Here is a 25,438-nt window from a genome sequence, read left to right as displayed (position 1 = left end):
GGCTCTTTTAGGAGCCCCTCGGGAGGCGCCATTCCGCAACCGGCCCGCGTGCTCGTCACGGCCGCGGCGGCACGGGAAGGTTGTGCACCGGGACGCAATTCGTGCGGGGCAGGAAAGGACAAGAACAATGGGGAACATCAACGAAGCACGCATCACTCTGGGCATCGTCGGAGCCGGCGCCATGGGTTCCGGCATCGCACAGGTCGCTGCCACCGCGGGGGTCAGGGTGATGATCTTCGATACGCGCGCGGATGCTGCGGCCAAAAGCAGAAGCGACATCGCGAAGCGCCTGCAGAAGCGGGTCGACGAGGGCAAGCTCAAAGCGGAGGACGCGCAGGCGACCGTCGCCTGCCTGAATGCGGTCGACAGCATCGAAGCCCTTGCCGATTGCGATGTCGTCGTCGAGGCCATCGTTGAGGATCTCGGCGTGAAACGCGCGCTGTTCCAAACGCTCGAGGGGATCGTCCGCGAAGACGCCATTCTCGCGTCCAATACTTCCTCGCTGCCGATCGGCGCCATCGCGGCGGGCCTTAAGCATCGCAAGAGAGTCGCGGGTCTGCATTTCTTCAACCCGGTTCCCCTGATGCGTCTGGTCGAGGTCATTCCCGGCCCGGAGACGACCACGGAGGTCATCGACACCCTCGTCGCGCTGGGCGAGCGGTTCGGGCGAGACCCGGTCGTCGTGCGCGACACGCCCGGCTTCCTCGTCAATCTCGGCGGACGCGCCTACACCACCGAGGCGCTTGCGATTCTCAACGAGAACGTGGCGACCCCTGCGCAGATCGATGCGGTCATGCGCGATTGCTGCGGCTTCCGCATGGGGCCGTTCGAATTGATGGACCTGACGGGAATCGACGTGAACTTTCCCGTCACGCGTTTCGTTCACGAGAGCTTCTTCGGCGATCCGCGCCTGCGCTCGACGCCCTTCCACCGCTACCTTCTCGAGACCGGACAACTCGGCCGGAAGACGCAACGCGGCTTCTACGATTATGGCGAGGGCGCGCAGAAGCCGTCCGCAGATGCGGCAAGAACGGATGGCACGGCCAAAAAGGTCTTCCTCGTCGAGCCGAGCGAGCCGCTCAAGGCTCTGGCCCGCGAACTCGGGCTGACCCTGCTCGATCAGGATGACGGCGCGTCGCCGTTGCTGGGAGCTCCCCTCGGAGAGGACGCGACCGCATTCGCCGTGCGGACGAAAAGCGATGCCCGCCGGCTCGTGGCCCTGGACCTGAGCTTCAACACATCCGAGCGGATCACCCTCATGATGGCTCCCGGCTTCGATCCCGCCATCCGGCAGTCGGTCGTCAATTCCCTGATCGAGAGCGGGCGGGCCGTGACCGTGATCGCGGATTCTCCCGGCTTCATCGCGCAACGGATCGTCGCCATGGTGGCCAATCTCGGATGCGAGATGGCGCAGATGGGGCTTGCGGCTCCTCACGACATCGACAAGGCCATGCGTCTCGGCCTCAACTACCCGAAAGGTCCGCTCGAATTCGCCCAGGCGGTCGGCCCGAGCAACGTTCTTGGCGTGCTGACGGCCCTGCAGTCGCTGACGGGAGACGACCGCTATCGCCCGAGTCAGTGGTTGCGCCGCCGCGCTTCGCTCGATATCGCCGTCTGGACCGAGTGAGCTGGCGCATCGAGCGGATCCAGCGGGTCCGCTCGAATGATGCGCTTTTTCAGGAAGGGAGCATCGGTCCCAAAAGTGCAAGTCCACTTTCTCCGTCCGGTACTCCAGGGTCCAAACCCAATCAGCGTCTTGAGATCGCTGCAATAGGCTGAATCTCATGCCATCTTTCGATGGATGGGATGGAGGCGCGCGATGCGGGGATCGCTGTTTTGGCTGTCGGGCGAGGCGTGGGCGCGGATCGAGCCGCAGCGGCCGAACTGCTGACCAAGGAGGCGATCCGCTTCCGTCGTCTCGTCGCGGACAAAGGCTACGACACCAACCGCTACGACAAGCTCGCCGCTCACTTCTTGTCCAGCGCTGGTCAGTGAAACCGCTCGCCGCGCTCCAACTGGGCCAGCATCAGTGCCATCCGCTTGGCCCGCGTCTCGGGCTTCTTCGCCGTGTGAAGGCGATAATAGATCGGATAAAGGTTCTTGCGGTCGAGGGTCAGGAAGAACGCCTTCGCCTTCGGCTTTGCTTCCAGGGCGTCAAGGAAGTCCTGAGGGATCGTCATCGTCGCTGAGCCAGCATAAGCCTTGTCCCACCGACCGTCGGCCTTCGCGGCCTCCACCTGCTCCAACCCGGCCGGAGCCATCCTACCTTCCGCAATCAGCGTCGTCGCATGAGCGCGGTTCTTGGCGGACCAGTTGGACTTCGGCTTCCTGGGCGTCAGCCGCTGCAGGAACGACTCTGTATCGAGCGGCTGTTTCTGCCCATCGATCCACCCGAAGCGGATCGCCTCGACCACGCAATCAGCCCACGTCACAGAGGGCCTGCCCGCGCTTGACTTGAAGATCCTGACCCAGAATTCCGTTGCCGTCTGATGATGCGTCGCAAGCCAGGCACCGAGCTCAGCAGCCGTCTGAAACGCCAGGGGTGTATGCCGTGTGCCAACCATTCCAAACACTAGCCTGCCGCCAAACATGTTGCAAAGCCGACACGACGGCCGTTCCATCAACACGATTGAGTCTGGATGCTCGAGCTGCTTCCCCTTCCGTGAAATTACCTTTTCTCTTTGTCATGCCGCATTCTTTGCGGCGGACCGGGTCCACGTCGCCGCAAAAACTGCTCTAGCCCCTCGGCCCCCACAGGGATCCAACGGTGTCTTTCAGCGCATCGGCGAGGCGGCCGCGCATGTCTGCTTCGCTCACGCTGCCGGTGGCGATCGGGATGGTGATGGCTCCCATCTCGCCGTTATCCTCGAAGCCGATGGCGATGCCGCCGATGCCGCGCCGCCAGGCGTCGCGAACGAAGGAGATGCCGAGCTGGCAGGCTTCCGCCAGTTGGGCCTTGAAGGCCTCGACATTGCCGCCGCGTTTGGCGAGATGGGACGAGACGCGGGTGGCGATGAGACGGCGATCCCGCTCCGGCATCGCCGCGAGCATGGCGATCCCCGCCGCCGACACGGCAATGGGCAGCCGTCCGCCTGTCGCGAGGCGCACGGCGACGAGCTCGGAGCCCTGGACCACTTCGACAAAGGTCACGTGAAGCCCGTCGCGGATCGTGAGCCCCACCGTCTCGCCGGTCTTTTCGGAAAGCTGCTTCAGGAGAGGCTTCGCGCGGTCGAGCATCGTCATTCCCGCGAGCACGGGATAGCCGAGCGTCAGGTTTTTCGGAGTCAGCTCGTAGGCGCGCTTCGACTGGCTGAACCGGAGATAACCCAGTTCCATCGCCGTATGCGTGAGCCGACTGACGGTGGAGGGCGGAAGACCGGTCGCCCGCGAGAGCTCTCCGTTGCTCAACGGACGCTGCACACGGGACAGGGCTTCGAGAATAGCCAGCCCCCGGGCAAAAGCGTCGACGAATTGTCGGTCCTCACGTTCCATGCGGCCCTCTCATAATTCCGCTGTGCGGAAAGGCTTTTCGCAAATACACATTGCGAATAACACCGCTCTCGGAGAAAGTCCACGCGCCCGCCGTGACAGAAGCGGACGTTGTCGAACGCAAGAATTGGGGAGGAAATGGATGCTGACTGGTGACATGTTGCGTCGCTCGGCCGAGCGTTTTCCGACGAAGCCCGCCATCCTCTGGCAGGGCACGTCGCTGAGTTACCGGGATCTCAATCTCGCCGCCAATCGTCTCGCGAATGCTTTGATCGATCTGGGGCTGGAGAAGGGAAGCAAGGTCGGCATCATCAGCCGCAACCGGACCGAGTACGGTATCACCTTTTTCGGCGCAGCGCGTTCCGGCGGCGTCCTGGTCAATGTCTCCGTTCTCTATGCTCCAGAAGAGCTGCAATACGTGCTCGACAAGGCGGATGTCGAAATCCTGATCTTCGAACACGTCTTCGCCGAGAAGGTCATGGCGGTCCGGGACAACCTGCCCAAGATCGGGACATATATCTGCGTCGGCGGCGCGGTCGACGGGGCGGTGGCGTTCGAGGATGTCCTCGCGCGCGGCTCCGATACGTATCCCTCCGTCGAGATTCACGAGGACGACCCCTTCAGCATGACCTATACGGGCGGCACGACCGGCCGCCCGAAGGGGGTTCTCACCAGCCACCGCAACCGCATGATCACGGCTCACACGGTCATGGTCGAGGAAGCGATCGACGAGCGCGACGTGGTCGGCATCGTGACGCCGCTCTTCCATGTCGCCGCGCTCAACATCATGTTCCAGCCTGCGGTCCTCGCCGGGGCGACCTCCACCTTCCTGTCCAAGTGGAACGTTTCCGATTTCGCCGCCATGGCGCGGGAGACCGGCATGACGGCGGCCTTCATGGTGCCGACCCAGGCCAGCATGGTCGTCAGCGATCCGAATTTCGACGCGGCCAACTACGCGACATGGACGAAACTCTCCTTCGCCGGCGCGCCGATGCCTGATTGGGTGCAGCGGGAGATGCTGGAAAAGCTGCCGAACGTGAGGCTGACCCAGATTTACGGCCAGTCCGAAGTCGGCGTGCTGACGGTGCTCCGCCATTGGTACCTGCCCGCCAAGCTCGGCACCGTCGGACGCCAAGCCTACAACGTGGATGTCGCGGTCGTGGACCGCAACGGGCATCCGGTGAAGGCAGGAGAGATCGGCGAGCTCGTCTCGCGCGGCGAGAACGTGATGCTCGAATATTACAAGGAGCCCGAACAGACCGCGAATTTCTTCCGGAACGGCTGGGGCTGGACGGGCGATCTCGCCACGGTGGACGAGGAAGGCTTCGTCACGCTCGTCGACCGGTCGAAGGACATGATCATTTCCGGGGGCGAGAACGTTTACCCCAAGGAAATCGAGAACGTGCTTTACGAGCATGAGTCGGTGTCCGAATGCGCGGTCTTCGGCATTCCCGACGACAAATGGGGCGAAGTGCCGGCGGCCTATGTCCAGATCAAGGCCGGCATGCAGGTGAGCGAGGACGACCTCGTGACCCATTGCGCCGAGCGCCTCGCCCGCTTCAAGCGGCCCCGCGTCGTGAAGTTCGTGGCGGAGTTCCCCAAGACTCCGATCGGCAAGATTCAGAAGAACATCCTGCGAGAGCCCTACTGGAAAGATCGGGAGAAAAAGATATGAGCGGCCCCTATGACAGCTATCGCCGGTTGAAGTTCGATTGGCCGGAAGAGCGCATCCTGCGGATCACGATGGAGAATCCGGGCCGTCTCAATTCAGCCGACGAGATCATGCACGGCGAGCTGGTTCGGATCTGGCGGGACATCGATTCCGATCCGAACGTCTCGGCGGTCATCATCCGCGGCGCGGGCGAGGCCTTCTCCTCGGGCGGGGATCTCGATCTCGTGAAGGAGATGACGGAAGACTTCAACACCCTCACGCGGGTGTGGAAGGAAGCGCGGGATCTGGTCTACAATCTCGTGAACTGCTCCAAGCCGATCGTGTCCGCCATGCAGGGCCCGGCCGTCGGTGCGGGCCTCGTCGCAGGCCTCCTGGCGGACGTGTCGATCGCCGCGCGCTCGGCGCGCATCATCGACGGGCACACGCGCCTCGGCGTCGCCGCGGGCGATCACGCGGCCATCGTGTGGCCGCTCCTGTGCGGCCTCGCCAAGTCGAAATATTATCTCCTCCTCTGCGAGCCGGTGAGCGGCGAGGAAGCGGAACGCATCGGCCTGGTGTCGCTCTGCGTCGACGACGCGGAGCTTCACGACAAGGCGCTCGCGGTGGCCAAGAAGCTCGCCGCGGGATCCCCGACCGCCATCCGCTGGACCAAGTACGCGCTGAACAACTGGCTGCGCATGGCCGGGCCGACCTTCGACACGTCCCTCGCGCTCGAGTTCATGGGCTTCAAGGGCCCGGACGTTCAGGAAGGGCTGGCCTCCCTGCGGGAGAAGCGCCGTCCGAACTTCACCAAAGACTGCCCCCTCTAAGGAGATCGCCCCATGGCGGAAGCATATATCTGCGCGGGCGTGCGCACTCCGATCGGGCGTTACGGCGGTGCGCTCGCCTCCGTTCGGCCCGACGACATGGCGGGCCTCGTCCTGCGCGAGCTGATGGCGCGTGCGCCCCAGCTGCCTGCTGAGGCCATCGACGATGTCATCATGGGCTGCGCCAACCAGGCCGGCGAGGACAACCGCAACGTCGCGCGCATGGCGGTGCTGCTGTCGGGCCTGCCCGACACGGTGCCGGGAACGACCATCAACCGCCTCTGCGGCTCCGGCCTCGACGCGGTCGGCCAGGCGGCGCGGGCGATCCGCGCCGGCGAAGGCGATGTCTTCATCGCGGGTGGCGTCGAATCGATGACGCGGGCGCCCTTCGTCATGGGCAAGGCGGACACCGCTTTCTCCCGCTCGGCGGAGATCTTCGACACGACGATCGGATGGCGTTTCGTCAATCCGGTCCTGAAGGAGCGGTTCGGCATCGATTCCATGCCGGAGACGGCGGAGAACGTCGCCGAGCAGTTCCAGGTCTCCCGGCAGGATCAGGACGCTTTCGCCGTGCGCAGCCAGCAGCGCGCCGCCCGCGCGCAGCAATCGGGCCGCCTCGGCCGCGAGATCGTGGCCGTGACCATTCCTCAGCGCAAGGGCGATCCGATCAGGGTGGAGCGTGACGAGCATCCCCGCGAGACCACCGTGGAGAAGCTCGCCCAGCTGTCGACGCCGTTCCGGAAGGGCGGCAGCGTCACGGCGGGCAATGCCTCGGGCGTCAACGACGGCGCCGCGGCGCTCATCGTCGCCTCGGGCGAGGCGGTGGCCCGATACGGCCTGACGCCGCTGGCGCGCGTCGCGGGCCTCGCGACGGCCGGCGTGGAGCCGCGGATCATGGGCATCGGCCCCGTTCCCGCCAGCCGGAAGCTGATGTCCCGCCTGGGTCTGACGATCGCGGACATGGACGTGATCGAGCTCAACGAGGCTTTCGCGGCTCAGGCGCTCGCATGCCTGCGCCAGCTCGGGCTGCCGGACGACGCCGAGCATGTGAATCCCAACGGCGGCGCCATCGCCCTGGGGCATCCGCTCGGCATGTCCGGCGCGCGCCTCGCGCTGACGGCGGCGTTGGAATTGCAGGAACGGGACGCGAAGCGGGCCCTGTGCAGCATGTGCATCGGCGTGGGGCAGGGGATCGCCCTCGTGTTGGAGAAGGCGTGATGGACAAGTCAGAGCATCCGGAAGTCATTCTCGATCGCAGGAGCGACGCCATCGCGGTGGTGCGCATCAACCGGCCGAAGGTGCGCAACGCCCTCAACATGCCGGTGCGCCGCAGGCTGGCGGAGATCTTCGAGAGCTTCGTCGAGGATACCGCGCTGCGTTGCGTGGTCCTCACCGGCGATGAAACCAGCTTCGCTGCCGGCGCGGATATTCAGGACATGGCGGAGATCAGCGCCGTGGACATGTATCTGCGCCACAACGAACGCCTCTGGGAAGCGATCGGCCGCTGCCCGCAGCCGGTGATCGCGGCGGTGAACGGATTCGCGCTCGGCGGCGGACTCGAACTCGCGATGCACGCGGACATCATCGTTGCCGGACGCAGCGCGAAGCTCGGTCAGCCCGAAGTGCGCGTCGGCATCATGCCGGGCGCGGGCGGGACGCAGCGCCTGACGCGGGCGATCGGCAAGTTCAAGGCGATGCGCCTGTGCCTGACCGGCGAGATCATCGACGCCGAAGAGGCGTTCGCCATGGGGCTCGTCAGCAAGCTCGTCGCGGACGAGGCCGTGTTCGACACCGCGATGGCGATGGCCGAGCAGATGGCCAAGCTCCCGCCGATCGCTCTCGCGCAGATCAAGGAGGTCATCCTCTACGGTCAGGACGCATCGCTCGGCGCGGCGCTCGCACTGGAGCGCAAGGCTCTTCAGGTTCTGTTCGCGACCAGCGACAAGAACGAAGGCATGCGGGCGTTTCTGGAAAAACGGTCTCCCAACTATACGGGGGCGTGATTGGGTTGCCCCTCCTTCAAAACGGGTGGGGCAACGATCGTTTGAAAAAGCTAGAACAGCAGACGATTCGGGAAAGGGCGGACGATGGATCTCAGGATAAGTGGCGAAACCGCGCTGGTGCTGGGCGGGACGAAGGGGCTGGGCCTCGCCTGCGCCCGTGAACTGAGCGCCGCGGGCGTTCGGGTCGCGGTCAACGGGCGCAATGCCGACGAGGGCGCTCAGGCCGTCGCTCTTCTCGGGAACGGCGCGATCTTCGTGCAGGGCGATCTCGCCGAGCCGGATCAGCCCGCGCGCCTCATCGAGGAGGCCCAAAGCCAGCTCGGACCAATTCACATCCTCGTCACGAACGCGGGCGGTCCTCCGACCGGAGAGTTCACGGATCACGCCATCGAGACCTGGCGCAAGGCGCTGGAGGTCAACATGCTGTCGGCGATCCAGGCGGCGCAGATTCTTCTGCCGGGCATGATCGAGGCCCGCTACGGCCGGATCGTGAACATCACGTCTTTCGCCGTGAAGGAGCCCTATCCGAACATGGCTCTCGCCAATGGCGTCCGCGCCGGATTGACGGGTGCGATGGCGACCCTGGCGCGGGAAGTCGCCGGCAAGGGCATCACGGTCAACAACATCCTGCCCGGCCTCATGGCCACCGGCGCGCTCGATCGCGTCATCCGGGCCCGCGCGGCGCGGGATGCGATCACGGAACAGGAAGCATCGGCGCGCATGGCCGCATCCGTTCCGGCGGCGCGCCTCGGCACGGCGGAGGATTTCGGTCCCCTGTGCGCCTTCCTGTGCTCGCGGCATGCGGATTACATCACGGCGCAGAACATCGCGGTCGATGGAGGCCTCATCCGCGGCCTCCTCTGATCGAGGATTTCGACGGGAAGCAGGACGGCGGCGAGGAAGCGAGCGCGTCGTCCCGACTTGCCGGCGACATCCGTTGCACGGCACAGGGTAGCTTTGAGGCTGCCCTGCCCGGAAACGGCCGTATCCTTCCGCATAGCGGAATACTTTTTTGCTCAACGGTAGCGGTTTTCTGGCAAGCTCCGGGCAAAGCAATAAGGCGTAAAGAACGCCATCACCTTCATAAAAACACTCGGGAGGACTCTCATGAAAAAACTCTGTCTCGGAATCATCGGCGCTGCCTGTTCCATCACGGCGGCTTCGGCGCAGGTCTCGGACGGCACCGTGAAAATCGGCGTGCTGACCGACCAGACCGGCGTGTTCTCGTCTCTCGCCGGCAAGGGCTCGGTCGTCGCCGCGGAGATGGCGGTCGAGGATTTCGGCACCAAGATCGGCGGCAAGAAGGTCGAGCTCGTCAGCGCCGATCACCAGAACAAGGCCGACGTGGGCACCCAGATCGCCCGCCGCTGGTTCGATGCCGAAGGCGTCGACATGATCATCGACGTGCCGAACTCGTCCGTGGTGCTGGCCGTTCAGGAGCTGGCGCGCGAGAAGAACCGAGTCCTGATCGTGTCCGGTGCCGGAACGGCGGACCTGACCAACAAGGCCTGCTCGCCGAACGGCATTCACTGGACCTGGGACACCTATTCCGCGGCCGTGAGCACCGCGAAGGCCATCGTGCAGGAGGGCGGCAAGTCCTGGTACTTCCTGACGGCCGACTACGCGTTCGGCCACACGATGAAGGCCGACGTGTCGCGCGTCGTCGAGGCGACGGGCGGAAAGGTCGTCGGGGCGGTGCAGCATCCGCTCAACACCTCCGACTTCTCCTCGTTCCTGATGCGGATTCCGAGCACGAAGGCCGACGTGATCGCGCTGGCGAACGGCGGCAGCGACACCATCAACTCGCTGAAGCAGGCGCAGGAGTTCGGCCTCACGCAAACAGCCAAGATCGCGGGCCTCGCGATCTTCCTGACCGACGTTCACTCGATCGGTCTCCAGACGGCGCAGGGTCTCTATCTGACGACCGGCTTCTATTGGGACCGCAACGACGAAACCCGTGAATGGGCGCAGCGCTTCTTCAAGCGCCATGGCGCCATGCCGACGATGTCTCAGGCCGGCGTCTATTCGGCCATCATGCACTACCTGAAGTCCATCGAAGCCTCGGGGAGCGATTCCGCCGAGAAGGTGGTCGCCCGGATGAAGGAAACGCCCGTCAACGATTTCTTCGCCAAGAACGGCAAGATCCGCGCCGATGGCCGCATGGTCCACGACATGTATCTGGCGCAGGTGAAGGCGCCGGCCGAGTCCAAGGCGCCGTGGGACTACTACAAGATCCTGCGCACGGTCCCCGGCGACGAAGCCTTCCGTCCTCTGTCCGAGAGCGATTGCCCGCTGGTCAAATAACGGCACGCTTCAAGACGGACTTCGATCCCTTCCAACATGAAACTGGCGCGTACCTTCGGGTGCGCGCCATCGAACAATGTCTGTGGAGCCATGGCGGACGATATCATTCTGAGCGCATCGGAGCTCACCAAGGAGTTCAAGGGCTTTGTCGCCGTGGACGGGGTCAAGCTCGCCGTCCGGCGCGGCACGATTCATGCCTTGATCGGCCCCAACGGAGCCGGGAAGACGACCTGCTTCAACCTCCTGACCAAGGTGCTGAGCCCGACGAGCGGACGCATTGTCTATAACGGCCGTGACATCACCGGAATGTCGCCGGCCAACGTCGCCCGGCTCGGCCTCGTCAGGTCGTTCCAGATCTCGGCGGTGTTCGGCCACATGACGGCGCTCGAAAACATCCGGATCGCGCTTCAGCGCAGGATCCGGGGAGATTCGTTCGACTTCTGGCGCTCAGAACGTGTGCTCGCCTCCCTTCACGACGAAGCCTGGGCGTTGATCTCGGCGGTCGGCCTCGATGATTTCGCCCTCGTTCCGGCCCGCGAATTGTCCTACGGGCGCAAGCGCGCCCTCGAAATCGCGACGACGCTCGCTCTCGATCCCGAGATGCTTCTGCTGGACGAGCCCATGGCGGGCATGACCCAGGAAGACGTCGAGCGCGTCTCCGCGCTCATCCGGAAGATATCGCAGAACCGGACGATCCTGATGGTGGAGCACAATCTTTCGGTCGTGGCGTCGCTCTCCGACCGGATCACCGTCCTGACACGGGGGAAGGTCCTCGCCGAGGGCGATTACGCCACCGTGTCCAAGGATCCTCGCGTCATCGAAGCCTATATCGGGGTGCCTCATGCATAAGGTTTCCGCCGAATCCTCCGCATCCAATCCGCTGCTTGCCGTTCGGGGGCTCGAGGCCTGGTATGGCGAAAGCCACGTTCTCCACGGCGTGACGTTCGACGTCCCGGCCGGTGAGGTCGTGACGCTCCTCGGGCGCAACGGCGCGGGCAAGAGCACGACCCTCAAATCCATCATCGGGATCATGCGCCGGCGCAAAGGATCCATTCGCCATTCCGGCCAGGAGATGATCGGGCTGAGTGCGCGCGCCATTGCGAAAAGCGGAATCGCCTTCTGCCCCGAGGATCGGGGAATCTATTCGAGCCTCAATGTCGAGGAGAACCTGCGGCTCCCGCCCGTCGTGCGGGAGGGGGGACTCTCCGTCGAGGAAATCTTCGACATGTTTCCCAACCTTCGCGAGCGCCTCAAGAGCCAGGGCACGAAGCTTTCCGGCGGCGAGCAGCAGATGCTCGCGATCGGGCGCATCCTCAGGACCGGAGCCAAGCTGCTCCTCCTCGACGAGCCGACGGAAGGGCTGGCCCCGGTCATCGTGCAGCAGATCGGCCGGACGATCAGGCAGTTGAAGGAGCGGGGCTACACCATCGTGCTCGTGGAGCAGAACTTCCATTTCGCCTCGACCGTCGCCGACCGCCACTACGTCATGGAGCACGGACGCGTGGTCGACATGATGACCAATGCCGATCTCGGGGCGAGCGCCGAGAAACTCAGCCGTTATCTCGGCGTGTAGAAGGGGGAAATCATGTTCGAACTGCTTGGCATCCCTCCTCAGGTCTTCTTCAGCCAACTGCTGCTGGGGCTCATCAACGGCGCATTCTACGCCATGCTGAGCCTCGGGCTGGCGGTCATCTTCGGACTCCTGAACATCGTCAATTTCGCCCATGGCGCGCTCTACATGATGGGCGCGTTCGGCGCCTGGATGCTGCTCAACTACCTGGGCATCGGCTATTGGTGGGCGCTTGTTCTCTCGCCCGTTCTGGTGGGCGCGTTCGGCGTTCTCATCGAGCGCTTTCTGCTGCGCTGGCTCTACGATCTCGATCATCTCTACGGGATGATCCTGACCTTCGGCCTCGCGCTGATGATCACCGGTCTCTTCCGCAACTTCTACGGCGCGACCGGCATGCCCTATACCTTGCCGCCTCTTCTGACCGGCGGGCACAATCTCGGGTTCATGTTCCTGCCGAACTCGCGGGCCTTCGTGATCGTCACGTCGCTCATCGTCTGCCTGTCGACCTGGTTCGTCATCGAGAAGACCCGCCTCGGCTCTTATCTTCGCGCCGCGACCGAGAATCCCGCGCTGACGGAATCCTTCGGCATCAACGTCTCGCTGCTGGTCACCATGACTTACGGCTTCGGCGTCGCGCTCGCCGGTTTCGCCGGGGTGCTCGCGGCTCCGATCTACTCGGTCAATCCGACGATGGGCTCCGATCTCATCATCGTCGTCTTCGCCGTGGTCGTCATCGGCGGCATGGGCTCGATCCTCGGATCGATCGTCACGGGCTTCTCGCTGGGGCTCGTCGAAGGCCTGACCAAGGTGTTCTGGCCGGAAGCATCGGCGACCGTCATCTTCGTGATCATGGCCATCGTTCTGATGGCAAAGCCCGCGGGCCTTTTCGGGAGAAGCTCCTAACATGTCGACTCACAGCCATGCGCCCGTCGCGGCCTCGATGCAGAAGCTGGGCATGCCGCGCTACCATCTCGCCGTCATGCTCGGGCTGGGCGCGCTGCTTCTCGTCGCGCCGTCCCTGCTTTACCCGATCCTGGTGATCAAGATCCTCTGCTTCGCGCTGTTCGCCTGCTCGCTCAATCTGCTGCTGGGCTATGTCGGTCTCCTCTCGTTCGGACATGCGGCGTATTTCGGCATGTCGAGCTACGTGGCGGCCCATGCGGCGAAGGTCTGGGGGCTGTCGCCGGAACTGGCGATTCTGTGCGGGGCCGGGGTCGCCGTCCTTCTGGGCTGCGTGTTCGGCGCGCTTGCGATCAGGCGCCAGGGCATCTATTTCGCGATGGTCACGCTGGCCTTCGCCCAGATGGTCTATTTCTTCGCGCTTCAGGCGCCCTTCACGGGGGGTGAGGACGGCATCCAGAAGGTGCCGCGGGGAGCGTTGTTCGGGCTCGTCCCTCTGTCCGACGACAGGACGCTGTACTGGTTCGTCGTCGCCGTCTTCCTGGCTTGCCTGTTCGCGCTCTACCGCATCATCCATTCGCCGTTCGGCCAGGTCCTGAAGGCGATCCGGGACAACGAGGCGCGTGCCGTCTCGCTGGGATATCGCGTCAATCAGTACAAGCTCATGGCCTTCGTGATATCGGCCGGGCTGGCAGGCGTCGCCGGCGGAACCAAGGCGATCGTGTTCCAGCTCGCGACCTTGACGGACGTCCACTGGACCATGTCCGGAGAGGTCGTTCTCATGACCCTGATCGGCGGAATGTACACGTTCTTCGGTCCCATCGTCGGCGCGGCGCTCGTCGTTCTTCTGCAGAACTACCTCGCCTCCTTCGGCGATTGGGTCACCGTGATTCAGGGCGCCGTCTTCGTGCTCTGCGTGCTGCTCTTCCGCGAGGGAATCGTCGGGTTCATCGCATCGCGGCTGCGGCGTCCCCTGTAGCGAGCGGGCAGCGCCCTTCCGACAGGCGTAGGGGCGCGGGGCCGGCGGCGACTGATACGCGCCGGCCCCGCGTGCCGGACACCCGATGCAGGGACCGGCGCTGCGGCGCTGTGTTCAGGACCGCTTCACGACAAATGCTGCCGATGGGTCGGCCCGACGATTCCGGGCAGCCCGGCCATCTGCACGAGGCCGGCCCTATCCACGATTTCGATTTCCTGGGGCGTCACCAGCCGGATATGCCCGCGCTGTTTCAGTCGCGTCAGCGAGCGGCTGACGGTTTCGACGGTCAGGCCGAGATAGTCCGCGATGTCATAGCGGCTCATGAGCAGCTCGACTCGGTTTCCCGAACCGCCCTGAACGGCCGAGTGCCGAGCCGACATGATCAGGAACGACGCGACCCTTTCCAGGGCCGACAGGCATCCGAGCAGCACCTGCCGCTGGCTCGCCGCATGAAGGGACGCCCGGGTCATTTCGTTCCATTGGCCCGCGAGGCTCGGATGCCGCTCGACGAGGTCGCGGAAGTGCTGACGCGACACCGCATAGACCTCGGACGGCACGACGGCCTCCGCATTCTGCCAATAAATGCTTTCGTCGAGCATGGGCAGAAGATCGCCCGGCCTGGCAAAGTCGGTGATGTGCCGCCGGCCGTCGGCCAGCGTTTGAAACACGCGCACCAGCCCGGATGCGAGAAGATAGAGCGAGTGGCATGTATCACCCGAGGAGAACAGCGCCTGGTTCATCGCCAGCTTGGTGGGCTTCATGCAGAGCCGGTGCTCCGCGGCAAAGAACCTGAGCGATCGTTCCAGGGTCGGCAGGCCCGGAATCGGGGCCGATGCGCGGGCATCGCCGGTGCGCGCATAGGGAGCGCCGGGTTCCCGCGTGGACGAGGATATGAAGGAGGTCAAAGCCGTTCCACCGCAGTTCGTCGGGTTGCGTCTAGAGCATCGGACCCAAAAGTGGACCTGCACTTTTGGGATCAATCCGATGCTCCCTTCCTGGATGAGCGCATCGTGGGACGCGGAAAACCGGGTCCACTTTTCACTGACGTGGCCCTTCGGGTCGCTGCGCGGCCCGCTGGGTCCGCACGATGCGCTAGATGAGATCCCAGAAGGCTCCGAGCTCTCCCTTCAGGGAGATGAAGCTGTCCATCGCGCCCCGTCTCTGGGCCTCGGTGGCGTGGGGCGTTCGCGCGGTATCGGCGTCGGCGCGCGTTCTGTGAGCGGCGGTTCGCATGCGAAGAGTCGAGTGGGAGCTGTCGGCCACCTCGGCTGCGAGAATGGCGATGCTGTTGAAGTCCCCGTAACGGCAGGACCGGGCCTGCTCCTTCCAACGGGCGCGAATGGCTTGATCGATATTCATGTGGTTTCTCCTGAGTTCCATGGCTTCGGCTCGAGCGAGCGGATTCTCCCGGAAGGCATGACAGGATTTGTGCAATCGTCCGTGTCGTGAGCGCCCTGGGCCGAACGATCCTCATCGTCACGTCCGCCGCTCATACGAGCAGGCGGTCTTCGTGATCTGATGTGAGAGGATCATGCTTCAGGAGCGAAACGGCTGCTCTCGGTCCCCGCCCGGTCGCGTCGGCGGATGGGCGCATGCGCCATCAATCCCCGGATCAACGAATTGTCCGGGGCTCAGAATCCCGTCTTCAGACGGCCCGCGCGCATGGCTGAAAGGGCATTGATCTTGAGCATGGCGCCGCAAGCTCGGCCACCGGGACCCGAAAGTCAAGCTGATGAGAAACGGCCCGGCAGGCTCCGGAAACCATTCCTCGAAGCGCGTCGACCCTTGGGATTTTATCCCGACGACACTGCGCCGCGGTAATCAGAAGCCGAGGAACAGGATATCGAGCGCCCGTTTGATCGCGTCCTGATCCGCGGCGAGGGAGCCCACGCGGCGCTGCAGCTCACGGGCCGGAATCGTGGCCAGCTGATAAGTCAACAGAAGGTGGTCGCCCTCCCTGAACCGGACCACCGGCGTCAGTCCGGCGATGACCGCGGCATCCTCGCAAGGCACCAGAGGCGCGACGATCCGGACGGCCAGCCGGTCCAGCAGGTCCGATTGCAGCTCCACCACATAGCTCCTGCTGCGGCCGACTCCGGCATAGACATCGAACTGGGCCATCAGAACGATCGGAACTCGTCCAGGATCAGGCCGTCGCGCTCGATCATCGCATTGTGCGCGTCGATCGCCTCCTTGTTCTCCTCCAGCCAGCGGGTCCGTCGTGCTTCCGTAACGGAATTGGCCAACCCGCTTTCGCAGGCTTGGGAGATATTGACCTGAAGGGCCTTCGCTTCGGCCACGAGCTCGACAGGAAGCGTGACGTTTGTCGGGCGTCGAACTCTCGTTTCCCCGGCTGGCTTGGGCATCGCGTTCACTCCAGAGCTGAATATGCATAAGGTATGCGCATATATGACGCGCGTAAAGCCGGTTTATGCTCAGCCGGCGAGGCCTTCGAAGCTGAAAATGTTCCCTATCGTCACGGTCCGCCGCGGAATGGCGCACCGGCGGGCTCTATGGCGCTCGCCCTTGTCCCATCGCGCCTCGGCGCCGTTTCCTGTCGGCCGGCCCGCAGAAGGAGCCAGCCGCCGACCAGCATCACCGCGCCCCAGACCAGAAAGCCGATGTCCCAATAGATCCATTGCTCCCGCGGCACCGTCTCATTGACGTGGTGGATGCCGAGAATCTGGTGGTCGATGGTGCCCTCCACCAGGTTGAAGAGGCCGAACCCCATCAGGAGTGTCCCCGTCAGGAGCTTGCCCGACCATCGGATGTGGTTGGTTCGGGAATAGCGCCACAGGACCCAAAGACCGATCGCCGTGAAAATGTAGGTGCTGGCGTGGAAGAGGCCGTCCCACAGCGTATTCACCCGCAGGTTCTCCACGCTGTCGGGCGGGTAGCCGGCGCTGGTGAGCATGTGGTGCCACTGGAGGATCTGGTGCAGCACGATGCCGTCGAAAAACCCGCCGAGCCCGAGGCCCAAGAGGATCCCGGCCGAGATCGGGAAGCCGATATTGTTTCGCCTGTTCCCGTCCATGGCAGCCTCCAGGATGAACGAGTCGGCTCAGAGCCGTGCCGCCTGAAGGGCATGGCTGGCACGGCTGTCATGGTCATGAGGGTCCGGACCGATGGGTCCGAAATCGCCCCGCAGCGCCTTCAGAGCATAGCGCTCGGTGTCGATCTCCCGGGCCGTGCGAAAGCCAAGCCGCCGCAGAATCGGCAGGGGCGGGCACCAGCCCTGCACCGCATGCTGGAACAGAAACGCGGTCACAAGCGCGGGGAGGGCGAGCCAACGCTTGTCGACTGCCGCTCCGAGCATCACTCCCGTGAAGGCGAGAGTTGAAGCGTTCGCTTCCAGCGTCCGTTCGATATCCCACTCCCGATCGAGCTCTCGCAGCCGGCGGCCGATTCCTTCGGGATGGGCCGCATGCCAGCGCGCACTGTCTGCGATCTCTTGCATGATCTGCCGGTTGATGACTTCGCCCGTATGCCTTGAGACGCGCTCGACGGTGTTTGCAACCATGGCTCAGCTTCCTGCAACAACAGGAGCAACGAAGCGTTGGCGGGTCGGTTCCACAGGATAGGCGGGAGCCGAGGCAAGCCCCTTGCATATTTATAAGAAGATACTAAATTAGACTAAACTTATTGAGTGAGGTAAAAGTATGCCCAAGATCGAACTCGACCTTGAGACATTCGAGGGGCAAGCGACCGAGGTCGCGGACATTCTGCGGGCGCTTGCCAACGAGCGGCGGCTGATGATCCTGTGCAAGCTGGTGGAGTGGGGCGAAGGCAATGTGACCTCGCTGGCGGAAGCCGTCGGTCTCTCGCAGTCGGCCCTGTCTCAGCATCTGGCCAAGATGCGCGACGAAGGCATCGTTGCCACCCGGCGCGAGAGCCAGACGATCTGGTATCGCATCGCCGATCCGCGCATCGAGCAACTGTTTGCGACGCTTTACGGCCTGTTCTGCAAACAGGCAAAGATCAAGAAATCCGCTTAACAGGTATCTGTCATGGACAACTTCACCCCTGTGTCCGCCCTCATCGGCGGCCTTCTGATCGGCGCATCCGCCGCCCTGTTTCTCGTGCTCAACGGGCGCATCGCTGGCATCAGCGGTATTCTCGGCGGCCTGCTCCAGCCGGCTCGAAACGAATTCGGCTGGCGCCTGGCCTTCCTAAGCGGAATGTTCATCGCCCCGCTCGCCTATGTGGTTTTCGGCGGAGCCCTGCCGACAGTTACCCTGGACGCCTCGCTGCCTTTGCTGATCGTGTCCGGTCTGCTCGTCGGATTCGGCACGCGCCTGGGTGCGGGCTGCACCAGCGGCCACGGCGTCTGCGGCATCGGCCGTGGCTCGCCGCGCTCTCTCGTTGCCACAGGTGTCTTTATGGCCACCGCCATCGCCACCGTCTTCCTGACCCGTCACGTCATTGGAATGTAAGCCATGCCCTTGATTGTTTCCGCCTTCGCGTCCGGCCTATTGTTCGGTCTCGGGCTGATCGTCTCGCAGATGGTCAACCCGGCCAAGGTGCTGGGCTTCCTCGACATCTTCGGTAACTGGGACCCGAGCTTGGCTCTCGTCATGGGCGGCGCGGTCGTGGTCTCCGCGCTGGGCTATCTCGTCGCCAAACGTCGCGGTGTGCCTGTGCTGGCTCCGCGCTTGGAGATCCCGAACCGGCGCGACCTGGATCCTCGCCTGATTGGCGGGGCCGCCCTGTTCGGCATCGGCTGGGGCCTTGTTGGCCTGTGCCCCGGCCCCGCCCTCGTCGGCCTGACCTTCGGTCCAACCGAGATCTTCGCCTTCGTGGCCGCGATGATCGTCGGCATGGCCATCTTCCGCCTCGTGCCTGCCGATTGGCCGCAGGTCACCTTCCGGCGGGAGCCCGCCGGAGTTGACGGGTAAGCCAGAGGGGAAACCGACCGTTTCCTTTCTGATCAGACCCGCTGTCCATCACCAAGAGGAGCAGTCCGTATGCCGACCCCGACTTCGACACCTTTGCATGGCCGCCCCATCGTGAAAGGCTTCTATGAGAAGCGCACCGGCAGCATCCAATATGTCGTGGCCGACCCCGAAACGAGGAGCTGCGCCATCATCGACCCGGTGCTCGACTTTGATCCGAATTCCGGCGCAACAGCGACGGTGTCGGCAGACGAACTCCTCGCCTATATCGAGCGCGAAGGATATCGCTTGGAGTGGATCCTCGACACGCACCCGCATGCCGACCACTTCTCAGCCGCCGGCTATCTCAAGGACAAGACCGGGGTTCCCACCGCCATCGGCGAAAAGGTGGTGGAGGTTCAGAAGCTCTGGAAGGGCCTTTACAACTGGCCGGACAGCTTCCCAACCGACGGTTCGCAATGGGACCGGCTCTTTGCCGATGGTGAGCGCTTCAAGATCGGCAATCTGGATGTCGAAGTAATGTTCACTCCCGGCCACACGCTCGCGTCCATTGCATATGTCGTCGGCGACGCTGTCTTCATTCACGATACGATCTTCATGCCGGACAGCGGCACGGCGCGGGCCGATTTTCCCGGCGGCTCCGCCAAGGCGCTTTGGCAGAGCATCCGGCGCATCATGGCCCTGCCGGACGAGACGCGCCTGTTCACCGGGCACGACTACCAGCCGGGTGGGCGCGAGGCGCAATGGGAGAGCACGGTTGCCCAGCAGCGGTGCGAGAACAAGCACCTCGTGAAGGCCAGGACGGAAGAAGAGTTCGTTGCCGTGCGCGAGGCGCGAGACCGCGAATTGCCCATGCCAAAGCTGATCCTGCAGGCGCTTCAGGTGAACATCCGCGGCGGGCGTCTGCCGGAGCCCGAGAGCAACGGCAAGCGCTATCTCAAGATCCCTCTCAATGCCCTCGAAGGCGCCCCCTGGGGCGAGTGATCCGGGAAGGACGGAAGGTTGCCTTGCAATCCAGCGTAACCCCTTCCGTTATCGCCGGCGAAGGGCGCGAGACAGAGAGCTGTTTCCACGTGGCTGGAAACAGCTCTCTGTCTTTGTCCCGGCTGCAGTTTCTAACGGTGAGCCGGATCCACTTCGCCGAAAAATCGGTCTGGCCGGCAGAGAGGCCCGCCTGACATCACGCCGAGGACGTATCCGTATCAGGAACGTTGTTCTCCAACTCCTCCAGCCAGACCTGCGGCCCCGCATCCGACGGTGCACGCCAGTCGCCCCGCGGGGATAGCGACCCGCCGGAGGAGATCTTAGGGCCGTTCGGCATGGCGGTACGCTTGAACTGGCTGGTAAAGAACCGGGAAAGGAACACGCGCAGCCATCGCTTGATCTCGCCGAGTTCGTAGGATCGGTGCGCGCTTGCCGGAATGTTCGGCGGCCAGGTGCCGCTCGTCGCGTCTTTCCAGGCATGCCATGACAGGTACGCGATCTTCGACGGGAGGAAGCCGTAGCGCGTGAGATAAAAGAGGTTGAAATCCTGGAGGGCGTAAGGCCCGACGATGGCTTCCGTCGATTGGATCTGCCCTGCGGCATCCTGCGGAACGAGTTCCGGCGATATCTCGGTTGCCAGGATCGCATGAAGAATAGCGGCCGTTGCCTGATCGACATCGCCGGAAGCCGCGACGAAGCGGATCAGATGCTGAATCAGGGTCTTCGACACCGATGCGTTGACATTGTAATGCGACATCTGATCGCCAACGCCATAGGTGCACCATCCGAGCCCCAACTCGGAGAGATCGCCCGTGCCGACGACGATGGCCCGGTTGTGATTGGCGAGGCGGAACAGGTAGTCGGTTCTCAGGCCGGCCTGCACATTCTCGAATGTCACATCATAAACCGGCTGCCCTTCAGCGAAGGGGTGCCCCATATCCTTGAGCATCTGGCGAGCGGCCGGGCGAATGTCGATCTCAGCCGGCCGGACGCCGAGTGCCCGCATGAGTGCCCAGGCATTGCCCTTCGTGCCTTCGCTGGTTGCGAAGCCGGGAAGCGTATAGGCGAGGATATTCGTGCGTGGCAGCGCCAACTTGTCCATGGCGCGGCAGCAGACGAGAAGCGCCTGCGTGGAGTCGAGGCCGCCGGAAACGCCAATCACGACTTTCTCAGTACGCGTGGCCTGCAGGCGTTTCGCGAGGCCTTGGACCTGAATGTTGTAAGCCTCGTAGCAGTTCTCCGCGAGCTTCGACGGGTCGGACGGAACATAGGGAAACCGTTCGATGGGGCGGCGGAGCGGGAGATTTTCTTCCGGGGCATTCAGCGTGAGCCGTATTGTCCGGAAGTCATCTGGGGCGATGTCCAGGACGCGTCCGCAATCGCCGAAGGTTCCGCGACGCATCCGCTCCTGCCGGAGGCGTCCCACATCCACGTCCGCGACCGCCATCGTGGAGCCTGACGGAAAACGCTCCGTTTCGGACAGGCGCAAGCCATCCTCGAAGATCCCCCCGTGGCCATCCCATGCGAGATCCGTGGTCGATTCACCAGGACCTGCCGCCGAGTAGGCGTAGGCGGCGATGCAGCGCATCGACTGCGATCCGCACAGGAGCCGGCGATCCTCAGCCTTGCCGATGGTGATGTTGCTCGCGGACAGGTTCAACAGAATCTCCGCTCCGGCAAGAGCGGCGGCAGTGCTGGGTGGGTGGGGCACCCACATGTCCTCACAAACCTCCACATGGAAGGTGAAGGCGCAAGTGCCCTTCGAGCGGAACAGGAGATCGACCCCGAACGGAACGCGGTGCCCCGCAATGTCGATCTCCTGCTCACGGATCGTCGCTCCAGGTGCAAAGTAGCGGCGCTCGTAGAACTCCCTGTAATTCGGCAGATAGGCTTTGGGAACGACGCCGAGAATACGCCCGGCATGGATGACAACGGCAGCATTGTAGAGGCGATTTTGCCAACGGAGCGGGGCTCCGACCACAAAGCTCGGGAAGAGTCCGGAGCTCTGTTCCACGAGGTTGGTGATTTCCTGTTCAACGGCGTTCAGCAAGGCGTCCTGATGCAGCAGATCATCGATCGCATAGGCGGAAAGGCCAAGTTCAGGGAAGACCATGAGGGCAATGCGCTCCCGATCCCCTTGGCGAAGGAGTTCGAGGGTCCTCTGAACATTGAAACGCGGGTTCGCCACATCAATCTGCGGCACGCAGGCTGCGATACGAACGAAATCGTGGCGGTAAGGCGAAAAAAACGGGATCATTCTGCACCCGGTCCAATGGTATGCGATTTCAGATCGATAACTTAACGTCGACGGACCGGGAATAGTCTAGATCCAGGCTGCGAGTTTCATCGGTTCCGGCCGAGCTTCAGAAAGAATACGGCCATCGGCAGACCAAGCGGCGGAGCCACTCCCAACGCACAATCGGCGCTGGCCGTTGACATCTGTCAAGGTCCATTCAGGCTCTCATGGGATCCTGGAGACGTCTCAGCAATGAGGGCTTGCATGTCTGGAGATAGCGATGCAGCTGCGATCAAGCGCTTTCGAGGTAGGTAACTCGATCCCACGCCTCTTCACATGCGATGGTGAGGATCTCTCCCCGCCGCTTGACTGGAGCGATGCTCCGCAGGAGACGCGGAGCTTTGCCCTGTTATGTATCGACCCCGATGCGCCAGCGGGAACTTGGCATCATTGGGCGGCCTACGACATTCCTGCCGACCAGACATCTCTTGCCGCCGGGGCCGGCAAACAGGCAGCCGACCGCCGGTTTAGACAGGCCGTCAACGACTTCCACCGTGTCGGCTACGGCGGACCATGTCCGCCGCATGGACATGGATCCCACCGGTATACGTTTTCCCTGTTCGCCCTTCCGGAGGAGCATCTTTCACTACCGGATCGAGCCACCTGCCGCGATGTGGAAAAAGAGGCGCGGAGATGCGCGCTCGCAGAAGCGCGCCTTACTGGTCTGTACGCGCGGTGAGCGTCGAGGAGCGGGGTCTTCGATGCTGTTCCGGGAAGCGTCGCGCGTCGGCATGTTCCTGTGCCATCGGAGGGAGCGAGCATGAGACATGACTTTCGTCAAAGTCGGACAGGGGCTCCACGATAAGAAGTTGAAGACGTCGTCAGCGCAAGCAGGGAGGAGGGAAAGCCCGTGAAACAGAAGATCCGCATACCGCACAATAGCTACGTTCTGGTCGGAGATGGGCGAAAAGGACTTCTGCTCAGGAACGATGGGGACGACGTTTATCCCAACCTGCAACTTGAGCGGCAGATGGATGCCCCGGCCAATCCCCCAACCCATCTTCAGGGATCGGGAAAGCCTCCGCGTGCCATATTTGGCGGGCGGAGGAGCGCAATCGAACAAACAGATCTGCATGACCGCGCGGAGATCGACTTTGCAAAAGACCTGGCCTCCGCCCTCGAGAACGTATGCAGTCGAGGCAACGTTCAGTCGGTTATTATCGTTGCTCCCCCGAGAACTCTCGCCCAACTGAGAGACGCGCTGCCGGCCTCGGTTCATCGCCTTGTCGCTGCCGAGGTCGACAAGGACCTGACCAAGATCCCGATTTATGAGATCGAGCGGCACTTGACCCAGGGCTGACAAGGCCGTTCTGGCTGTCGAGACATATACGCAAAGGTGCCTGAATGAACGCTTCAGATGTGATGGTCCGAGCAGTCGTGACGGCCCGGCCGGATGCAACGGTCCGGGATGCCGCGCAGATTATGCTCGACCATGGTGTAAGCGGGTTGCCTGTCGTCGACGAAAAAGACGCTCTCGTCGGCGTGATCAGCGAAGGTGACCTGATCCGTCGTGCGGAAATTGGAACGCAGGGGAACAGGTCATGGTGGATCGAGCTGTTGAGCTCACGCGATCAGCTTGCCCGCGATTTCACCAAAACACATGCCCTCAAAGTTGCGGACGTCATGACCCGAGAGGTCGTTACGGCTCGCGAAGATACGCCGCTTGCTGAGATCGCAGCACTTCTGGAACGGTATGGAATCAAGCGCGTCCCGATCGTGCGCAATGACAGGGTGGTCGGGATCGTCAGCCGGGCGAATCTGATCAGGGCGCTGGCATCTGCACCCGTGCATTTGCCTGTCGTTCAGGATGATGTAGCCCTGCGAGAACAGGTCACTGAACACGTCAAAGCCGTGCCGGGTGGCATGCCCTGGCTGCTTTCAGTTCTCGTGAAAGACGGCATTGCCGAACTCTGGGGGCCTGTTCATTCGGAAGAGCAACACGCGGCCCTTCGGGTGGCAGCCGAAACAACTCCTGGGATCAGGGATGTCAGGGACAGGATGTACAAGATGCCGAGACCGAGCGACTGAATGTGGTGGACCATACCGGCAGATGCGAAGGAATATTGTCGCATCGGTCACAAACGGTCACAAAAATGTGCACTTGCTTACTGAAGGACGATACAGATGTAACGGCGACCTGCTTACCTGCATGAGGCAACACAGTCAGTGGAGCTTCCCATGCACGCCTTGCCGTCTCCGGTGCCGACAAGCAGATTCTCCTTTCCAGCAAGAAGCTCCACATCTGATCCGATGACGCTGGAAAGATTGTTCGCTTCCCAACCCGCTGAAAAACTCTGTGCCGGCGCGGCAGCATTCTGGGAGGGAGACCCTGCCTCCCACCTGTTTCAGCTTGTCGAGGGTTGCCTACGTCTCTATCGCGTTTTTGCCGACGGCCGAAGGGCAGTTATAGGATTTCGCTTTGCAGGCGAAACGTTCGGCATCTCCTGCCCGAGCACATACGCTTATACAGCCGAGGCTGTTACCCCTGTGCGACTTCGCCGGATCAGCCGCAATCGCCTTCATGCCCTGGCGGAGGAGCGGGTGGTCGGAGTGCAGAGCCTCCTGATGTCAGAAATGCTCGATGAGATGAAAGCCGCTCAACGGCACATTATCGTACTTGGCCAACTTGGCGCCGAGGAAAGAGTGAAAGATTTCCTCATTTCGGTGGCGCTCCGAACGAATGTCGAGCTGGAGAGATCGGCGCTCATCGAACTGCCGATGACTCGGCTCGATATTGCCGATTATCTGGGGTTGACCATCGAAACGGTCTGTCGGGCCATGTCGAAGCTCAAGCGAAATGGCACAATTACATTGCAGGGGCGTCATAAAATCATCCTGCGTCGAATTGACGAAATGCGCGACATGGCCGGTTCGATAGATGCCTTCCGTGACGTTGCGGATGAGGCGGCCTTGGCCAAGCTCCCTAATTGATTGCGACCTCTTTGAAGCCTCGCGTGTAGGGATTGCGGAGACAAGATCGCGCCTGGATGAGGATCTGGTCCGCGATTGTTTCTTCTTACGGAAAGGTCCGACATGATGATTTTCAAGGGACAGATCTGTAATGACAATCAAAGAAGCCTTGAGTCCGTGAACTCCATAAGGCAACTCACCCACGGCCGTGTTGCATCCGAAGCCAATCTGCTGGTAGCAGCCGCTACCCTCATCTCGCCGGGCAGAGAAGTAGGCCGCAGCCTGCCCCTCATCGTTGGAATTGCTGTCTCAATCTGGATGCCGGGATACGGATACGACTGAGCTCAGATAATCCCTAAGGAGGTAATGAGCGGCTGATCCCGAAGAGCGCCCGCTAGGCATGATCTAAGAGTGAACCCGGTAACGATGGGCGGTCGATGATCATCTCCCTTGGCGATAAGCTGAACGAAGGAAGGAATGCCAGAAGGTCCGAGAGCGCGCGTCGAACGCAGCGTTACGGAAAAAACCACGTCCCATCCTGCAGGGATATGGTCAAGTTGCCAATCCGCTCCAGCCTCTCTCGCTCGCTCGAACAGATGACGGGTTGTCTCATGGTGAGGCAAAGACATCTTT

General features: G+C 62.9%; 30 protein-coding genes. 21 read left to right on the top strand and 9 right to left on the bottom strand.

All coding sequences use genetic code 11. The annotated features are described in order from the left end of the window. Window positions 1-127: 127 nt before the first annotated feature. Together ACS5Q0_RS12770 and ACS5Q0_RS12765 are read left to right on the top strand one after the other, a co-directional pair. A complete protein-coding gene (locus tag ACS5Q0_RS12770; RefSeq protein ID WP_473127018.1) occupies window positions 128-1,627 on the top strand; it encodes a 3-hydroxyacyl-CoA dehydrogenase in 1,500 nt (499 codons plus the stop codon). A gap of 179 nt (window positions 1,628-1,806) precedes the next feature. Further along, window positions 1,807-1,995, top strand: a complete 189-nt coding sequence (locus tag ACS5Q0_RS12765; RefSeq protein ID WP_473127017.1) for a hypothetical protein — start codon at window positions 1,807-1,809, stop codon at window positions 1,993-1,995. Here ACS5Q0_RS12765 and ACS5Q0_RS12760 read toward each other — a convergent pair. After that, window positions 1,989-2,432, bottom strand: a complete 444-nt coding sequence (locus ACS5Q0_RS12760; RefSeq protein WP_473127016.1) for a YdeI/OmpD-associated family protein — start codon at window positions 2,430-2,432, stop codon at window positions 1,989-1,991. The genes ACS5Q0_RS12765 and ACS5Q0_RS12760 overlap by 7 nt on opposite strands. A gap of 304 nt (window positions 2,433-2,736) precedes the next feature. After that, on the bottom strand, window positions 2,737-3,492 hold the full coding sequence (locus ACS5Q0_RS12755) for an IclR family transcriptional regulator (protein WP_473127015.1): 756 nt from the start codon (window positions 3,490-3,492) through the stop codon (window positions 2,737-2,739). A 139-nt stretch (window positions 3,493-3,631) separates the two neighbouring features. On the opposite strand from ACS5Q0_RS12755, the gene ACS5Q0_RS12750 reads away from it, so the two are divergent. From ACS5Q0_RS12750 to ACS5Q0_RS12705, 10 genes are all read left to right on the top strand, one after another. Beyond that, window positions 3,632-5,164, top strand: coding sequence for a class I adenylate-forming enzyme family protein (locus tag ACS5Q0_RS12750; RefSeq protein ID WP_473127014.1), 1,533 nt, complete (start codon window positions 3,632-3,634; stop codon window positions 5,162-5,164). Beyond that, complete coding sequence (locus ACS5Q0_RS12745) at window positions 5,161-5,970, top strand: enoyl-CoA hydratase/isomerase family protein (protein WP_473127013.1); 810 nt, start codon at window positions 5,161-5,163, stop codon at window positions 5,968-5,970. Before ACS5Q0_RS12750 ends, ACS5Q0_RS12745 begins: the two co-directional genes overlap by 4 nt. Window positions 5,971-5,982: 12 nt before the next feature. Beyond that, entirely contained in the window at window positions 5,983-7,185 is a 1,203-nt protein-coding gene (gene pcaF / locus ACS5Q0_RS12740; RefSeq protein WP_473127012.1) for a 3-oxoadipyl-CoA thiolase, read from the top strand. Beyond that, window positions 7,185-7,970 (top strand): enoyl-CoA hydratase-related protein, encoded by a 786-nt coding sequence (locus ACS5Q0_RS12735; RefSeq protein ID WP_473127011.1) that lies wholly within the window; start codon window positions 7,185-7,187, stop codon window positions 7,968-7,970. Before pcaF ends, ACS5Q0_RS12735 begins: the two co-directional genes overlap by 1 nt. Before the next feature lie 84 nt (window positions 7,971-8,054). Then, on the top strand, window positions 8,055-8,834 hold the full coding sequence (locus tag ACS5Q0_RS12730) for an SDR family oxidoreductase (RefSeq protein WP_473127010.1): 780 nt from the start codon (window positions 8,055-8,057) through the stop codon (window positions 8,832-8,834). A 243-nt stretch (window positions 8,835-9,077) separates the two neighbouring features. Then, a complete protein-coding gene (locus tag ACS5Q0_RS12725; RefSeq protein ID WP_473127009.1) occupies window positions 9,078-10,274 on the top strand; it encodes an ABC transporter substrate-binding protein in 1,197 nt (398 codons plus the stop codon). Window positions 10,275-10,364: 90 nt separating this feature from the next. Next, window positions 10,365-11,123 (top strand): ABC transporter ATP-binding protein, encoded by a 759-nt coding sequence (locus tag ACS5Q0_RS12720; protein WP_473127008.1) that lies wholly within the window; start codon window positions 10,365-10,367, stop codon window positions 11,121-11,123. Continuing rightward, complete coding sequence (locus ACS5Q0_RS12715) at window positions 11,116-11,847, top strand: ABC transporter ATP-binding protein (RefSeq protein ID WP_473127007.1); 732 nt, start codon at window positions 11,116-11,118, stop codon at window positions 11,845-11,847. The genes ACS5Q0_RS12720 and ACS5Q0_RS12715 overlap by 8 nt, the downstream gene beginning before the upstream one ends. A gap of 12 nt (window positions 11,848-11,859) precedes the next feature. Next, a complete protein-coding gene (locus tag ACS5Q0_RS12710; RefSeq protein ID WP_473127006.1) occupies window positions 11,860-12,747 on the top strand; it encodes a branched-chain amino acid ABC transporter permease in 888 nt (295 codons plus the stop codon). 1 nt (window position 12,748) lies between these two features. Continuing rightward, entirely contained in the window at window positions 12,749-13,723 is a 975-nt protein-coding gene (locus ACS5Q0_RS12705) for a branched-chain amino acid ABC transporter permease (protein ID WP_473127005.1), read from the top strand. A gap of 125 nt (window positions 13,724-13,848) precedes the next feature. Here ACS5Q0_RS12705 and ACS5Q0_RS12700 read toward each other — a convergent pair whose 3' ends face one another. The 6 genes from ACS5Q0_RS12700 to ACS5Q0_RS12675 form a co-directional block, all read right to left on the bottom strand. Then, window positions 13,849-14,628, bottom strand: coding sequence for a Crp/Fnr family transcriptional regulator (locus ACS5Q0_RS12700; protein ID WP_473127004.1), 780 nt, complete (start codon window positions 14,626-14,628; stop codon window positions 13,849-13,851). A 187-nt stretch (window positions 14,629-14,815) separates the two neighbouring features. Further along, window positions 14,816-15,082, bottom strand: a complete 267-nt coding sequence (locus tag ACS5Q0_RS12695) for a hypothetical protein (RefSeq protein WP_473127003.1) — start codon at window positions 15,080-15,082, stop codon at window positions 14,816-14,818. Between the two features lie 462 nt (window positions 15,083-15,544). Beyond that, complete coding sequence (locus tag ACS5Q0_RS12690; protein ID WP_473127002.1) at window positions 15,545-15,844, bottom strand: CcdB family protein; 300 nt, start codon at window positions 15,842-15,844, stop codon at window positions 15,545-15,547. Beyond that, the gene (locus tag ACS5Q0_RS12685) at window positions 15,844-16,089 is read right to left on the bottom strand and encodes a type II toxin-antitoxin system CcdA family antitoxin (protein WP_473127001.1); all 246 of its coding nucleotides are present in this window, start codon (window positions 16,087-16,089) and stop codon (window positions 15,844-15,846) included. The genes ACS5Q0_RS12690 and ACS5Q0_RS12685 overlap by 1 nt, the downstream gene beginning before the upstream one ends. Window positions 16,090-16,199: 110 nt before the next feature. Then, a complete protein-coding gene (locus ACS5Q0_RS12680; protein WP_473127000.1) occupies window positions 16,200-16,757 on the bottom strand; it encodes a DUF2243 domain-containing protein in 558 nt (185 codons plus the stop codon). Between the two features lie 27 nt (window positions 16,758-16,784). Beyond that, the gene (locus ACS5Q0_RS12675) at window positions 16,785-17,243 is read right to left on the bottom strand and encodes a hypothetical protein (RefSeq protein ID WP_473126999.1); all 459 of its coding nucleotides are present in this window, start codon (window positions 17,241-17,243) and stop codon (window positions 16,785-16,787) included. Window positions 17,244-17,382: 139 nt separating this feature from the next. Between ACS5Q0_RS12675 and ACS5Q0_RS12670 the strand changes: the two genes are divergently transcribed. From ACS5Q0_RS12670 to ACS5Q0_RS12655, 4 genes are all read left to right on the top strand, one after another. Next, the gene (locus ACS5Q0_RS12670) at window positions 17,383-17,718 is read left to right on the top strand and encodes an ArsR/SmtB family transcription factor (protein WP_473126998.1); all 336 of its coding nucleotides are present in this window, start codon (window positions 17,383-17,385) and stop codon (window positions 17,716-17,718) included. A 12-nt stretch (window positions 17,719-17,730) separates the two neighbouring features. Beyond that, window positions 17,731-18,156, top strand: coding sequence for a YeeE/YedE family protein (locus ACS5Q0_RS12665; RefSeq protein WP_473126997.1), 426 nt, complete (start codon window positions 17,731-17,733; stop codon window positions 18,154-18,156). A 3-nt stretch (window positions 18,157-18,159) separates the two neighbouring features. Beyond that, window positions 18,160-18,618: a DUF6691 family protein gene (locus ACS5Q0_RS12660; protein WP_473126996.1), complete on the top strand. Its 459-nt coding sequence runs from the start codon at window positions 18,160-18,162 to the stop codon at window positions 18,616-18,618. Window positions 18,619-18,687: 69 nt separating this feature from the next. Continuing rightward, window positions 18,688-19,599, top strand: a complete 912-nt coding sequence (locus tag ACS5Q0_RS12655; RefSeq protein ID WP_473126995.1) for an MBL fold metallo-hydrolase — start codon at window positions 18,688-18,690, stop codon at window positions 19,597-19,599. Window positions 19,600-19,795: 196 nt separating this feature from the next. On the opposite strand, the gene ACS5Q0_RS12650 is transcribed toward ACS5Q0_RS12655, so the two are convergent. Then, window positions 19,796-21,856, bottom strand: a complete 2,061-nt coding sequence (locus ACS5Q0_RS12650; protein WP_473126994.1) for an NAD(+) synthase — start codon at window positions 21,854-21,856, stop codon at window positions 19,796-19,798. A 259-nt stretch (window positions 21,857-22,115) separates the two neighbouring features. Between ACS5Q0_RS12650 and ACS5Q0_RS12645 the strand changes: the two genes are divergently transcribed. The 5 genes from ACS5Q0_RS12645 (at window position 22,116) to ACS5Q0_RS12625 (ending at window position 25,147) form a co-directional block, all read left to right on the top strand. Beyond that, entirely contained in the window at window positions 22,116-22,574 is a 459-nt protein-coding gene (locus ACS5Q0_RS12645; RefSeq protein WP_473126993.1) for a YbhB/YbcL family Raf kinase inhibitor-like protein, read from the top strand. Window positions 22,575-22,745: 171 nt separating this feature from the next. After that, window positions 22,746-23,195 carry a host attachment protein gene (locus ACS5Q0_RS12640; RefSeq protein ID WP_473126992.1) on the top strand — a complete coding sequence of 150 codons (450 nt, stop codon included), beginning with the start codon at window positions 22,746-22,748 and terminating at the stop codon, window positions 23,193-23,195. Between the two features lie 44 nt (window positions 23,196-23,239). Then, entirely contained in the window at window positions 23,240-23,923 is a 684-nt protein-coding gene (locus ACS5Q0_RS12635; protein WP_473126991.1) for a CBS domain-containing protein, read from the top strand. 150 nt (window positions 23,924-24,073) lie between these two features. Continuing rightward, window positions 24,074-24,826, top strand: coding sequence for a helix-turn-helix domain-containing protein (locus ACS5Q0_RS12630; RefSeq protein WP_473126990.1), 753 nt, complete (start codon window positions 24,074-24,076; stop codon window positions 24,824-24,826). 102 nt (window positions 24,827-24,928) lie between these two features. Beyond that, window positions 24,929-25,147, top strand: coding sequence for a hypothetical protein (locus ACS5Q0_RS12625; protein WP_473126989.1), 219 nt, complete (start codon window positions 24,929-24,931; stop codon window positions 25,145-25,147). Window positions 25,148-25,438: the final 291 nt, after the last annotated feature.

The sequence above is a fragment of the Microvirga sp. HS2 genome (assembly GCF_055792805.1).
This window is presented reverse-complemented; position numbering and strand designations above follow the sequence as displayed.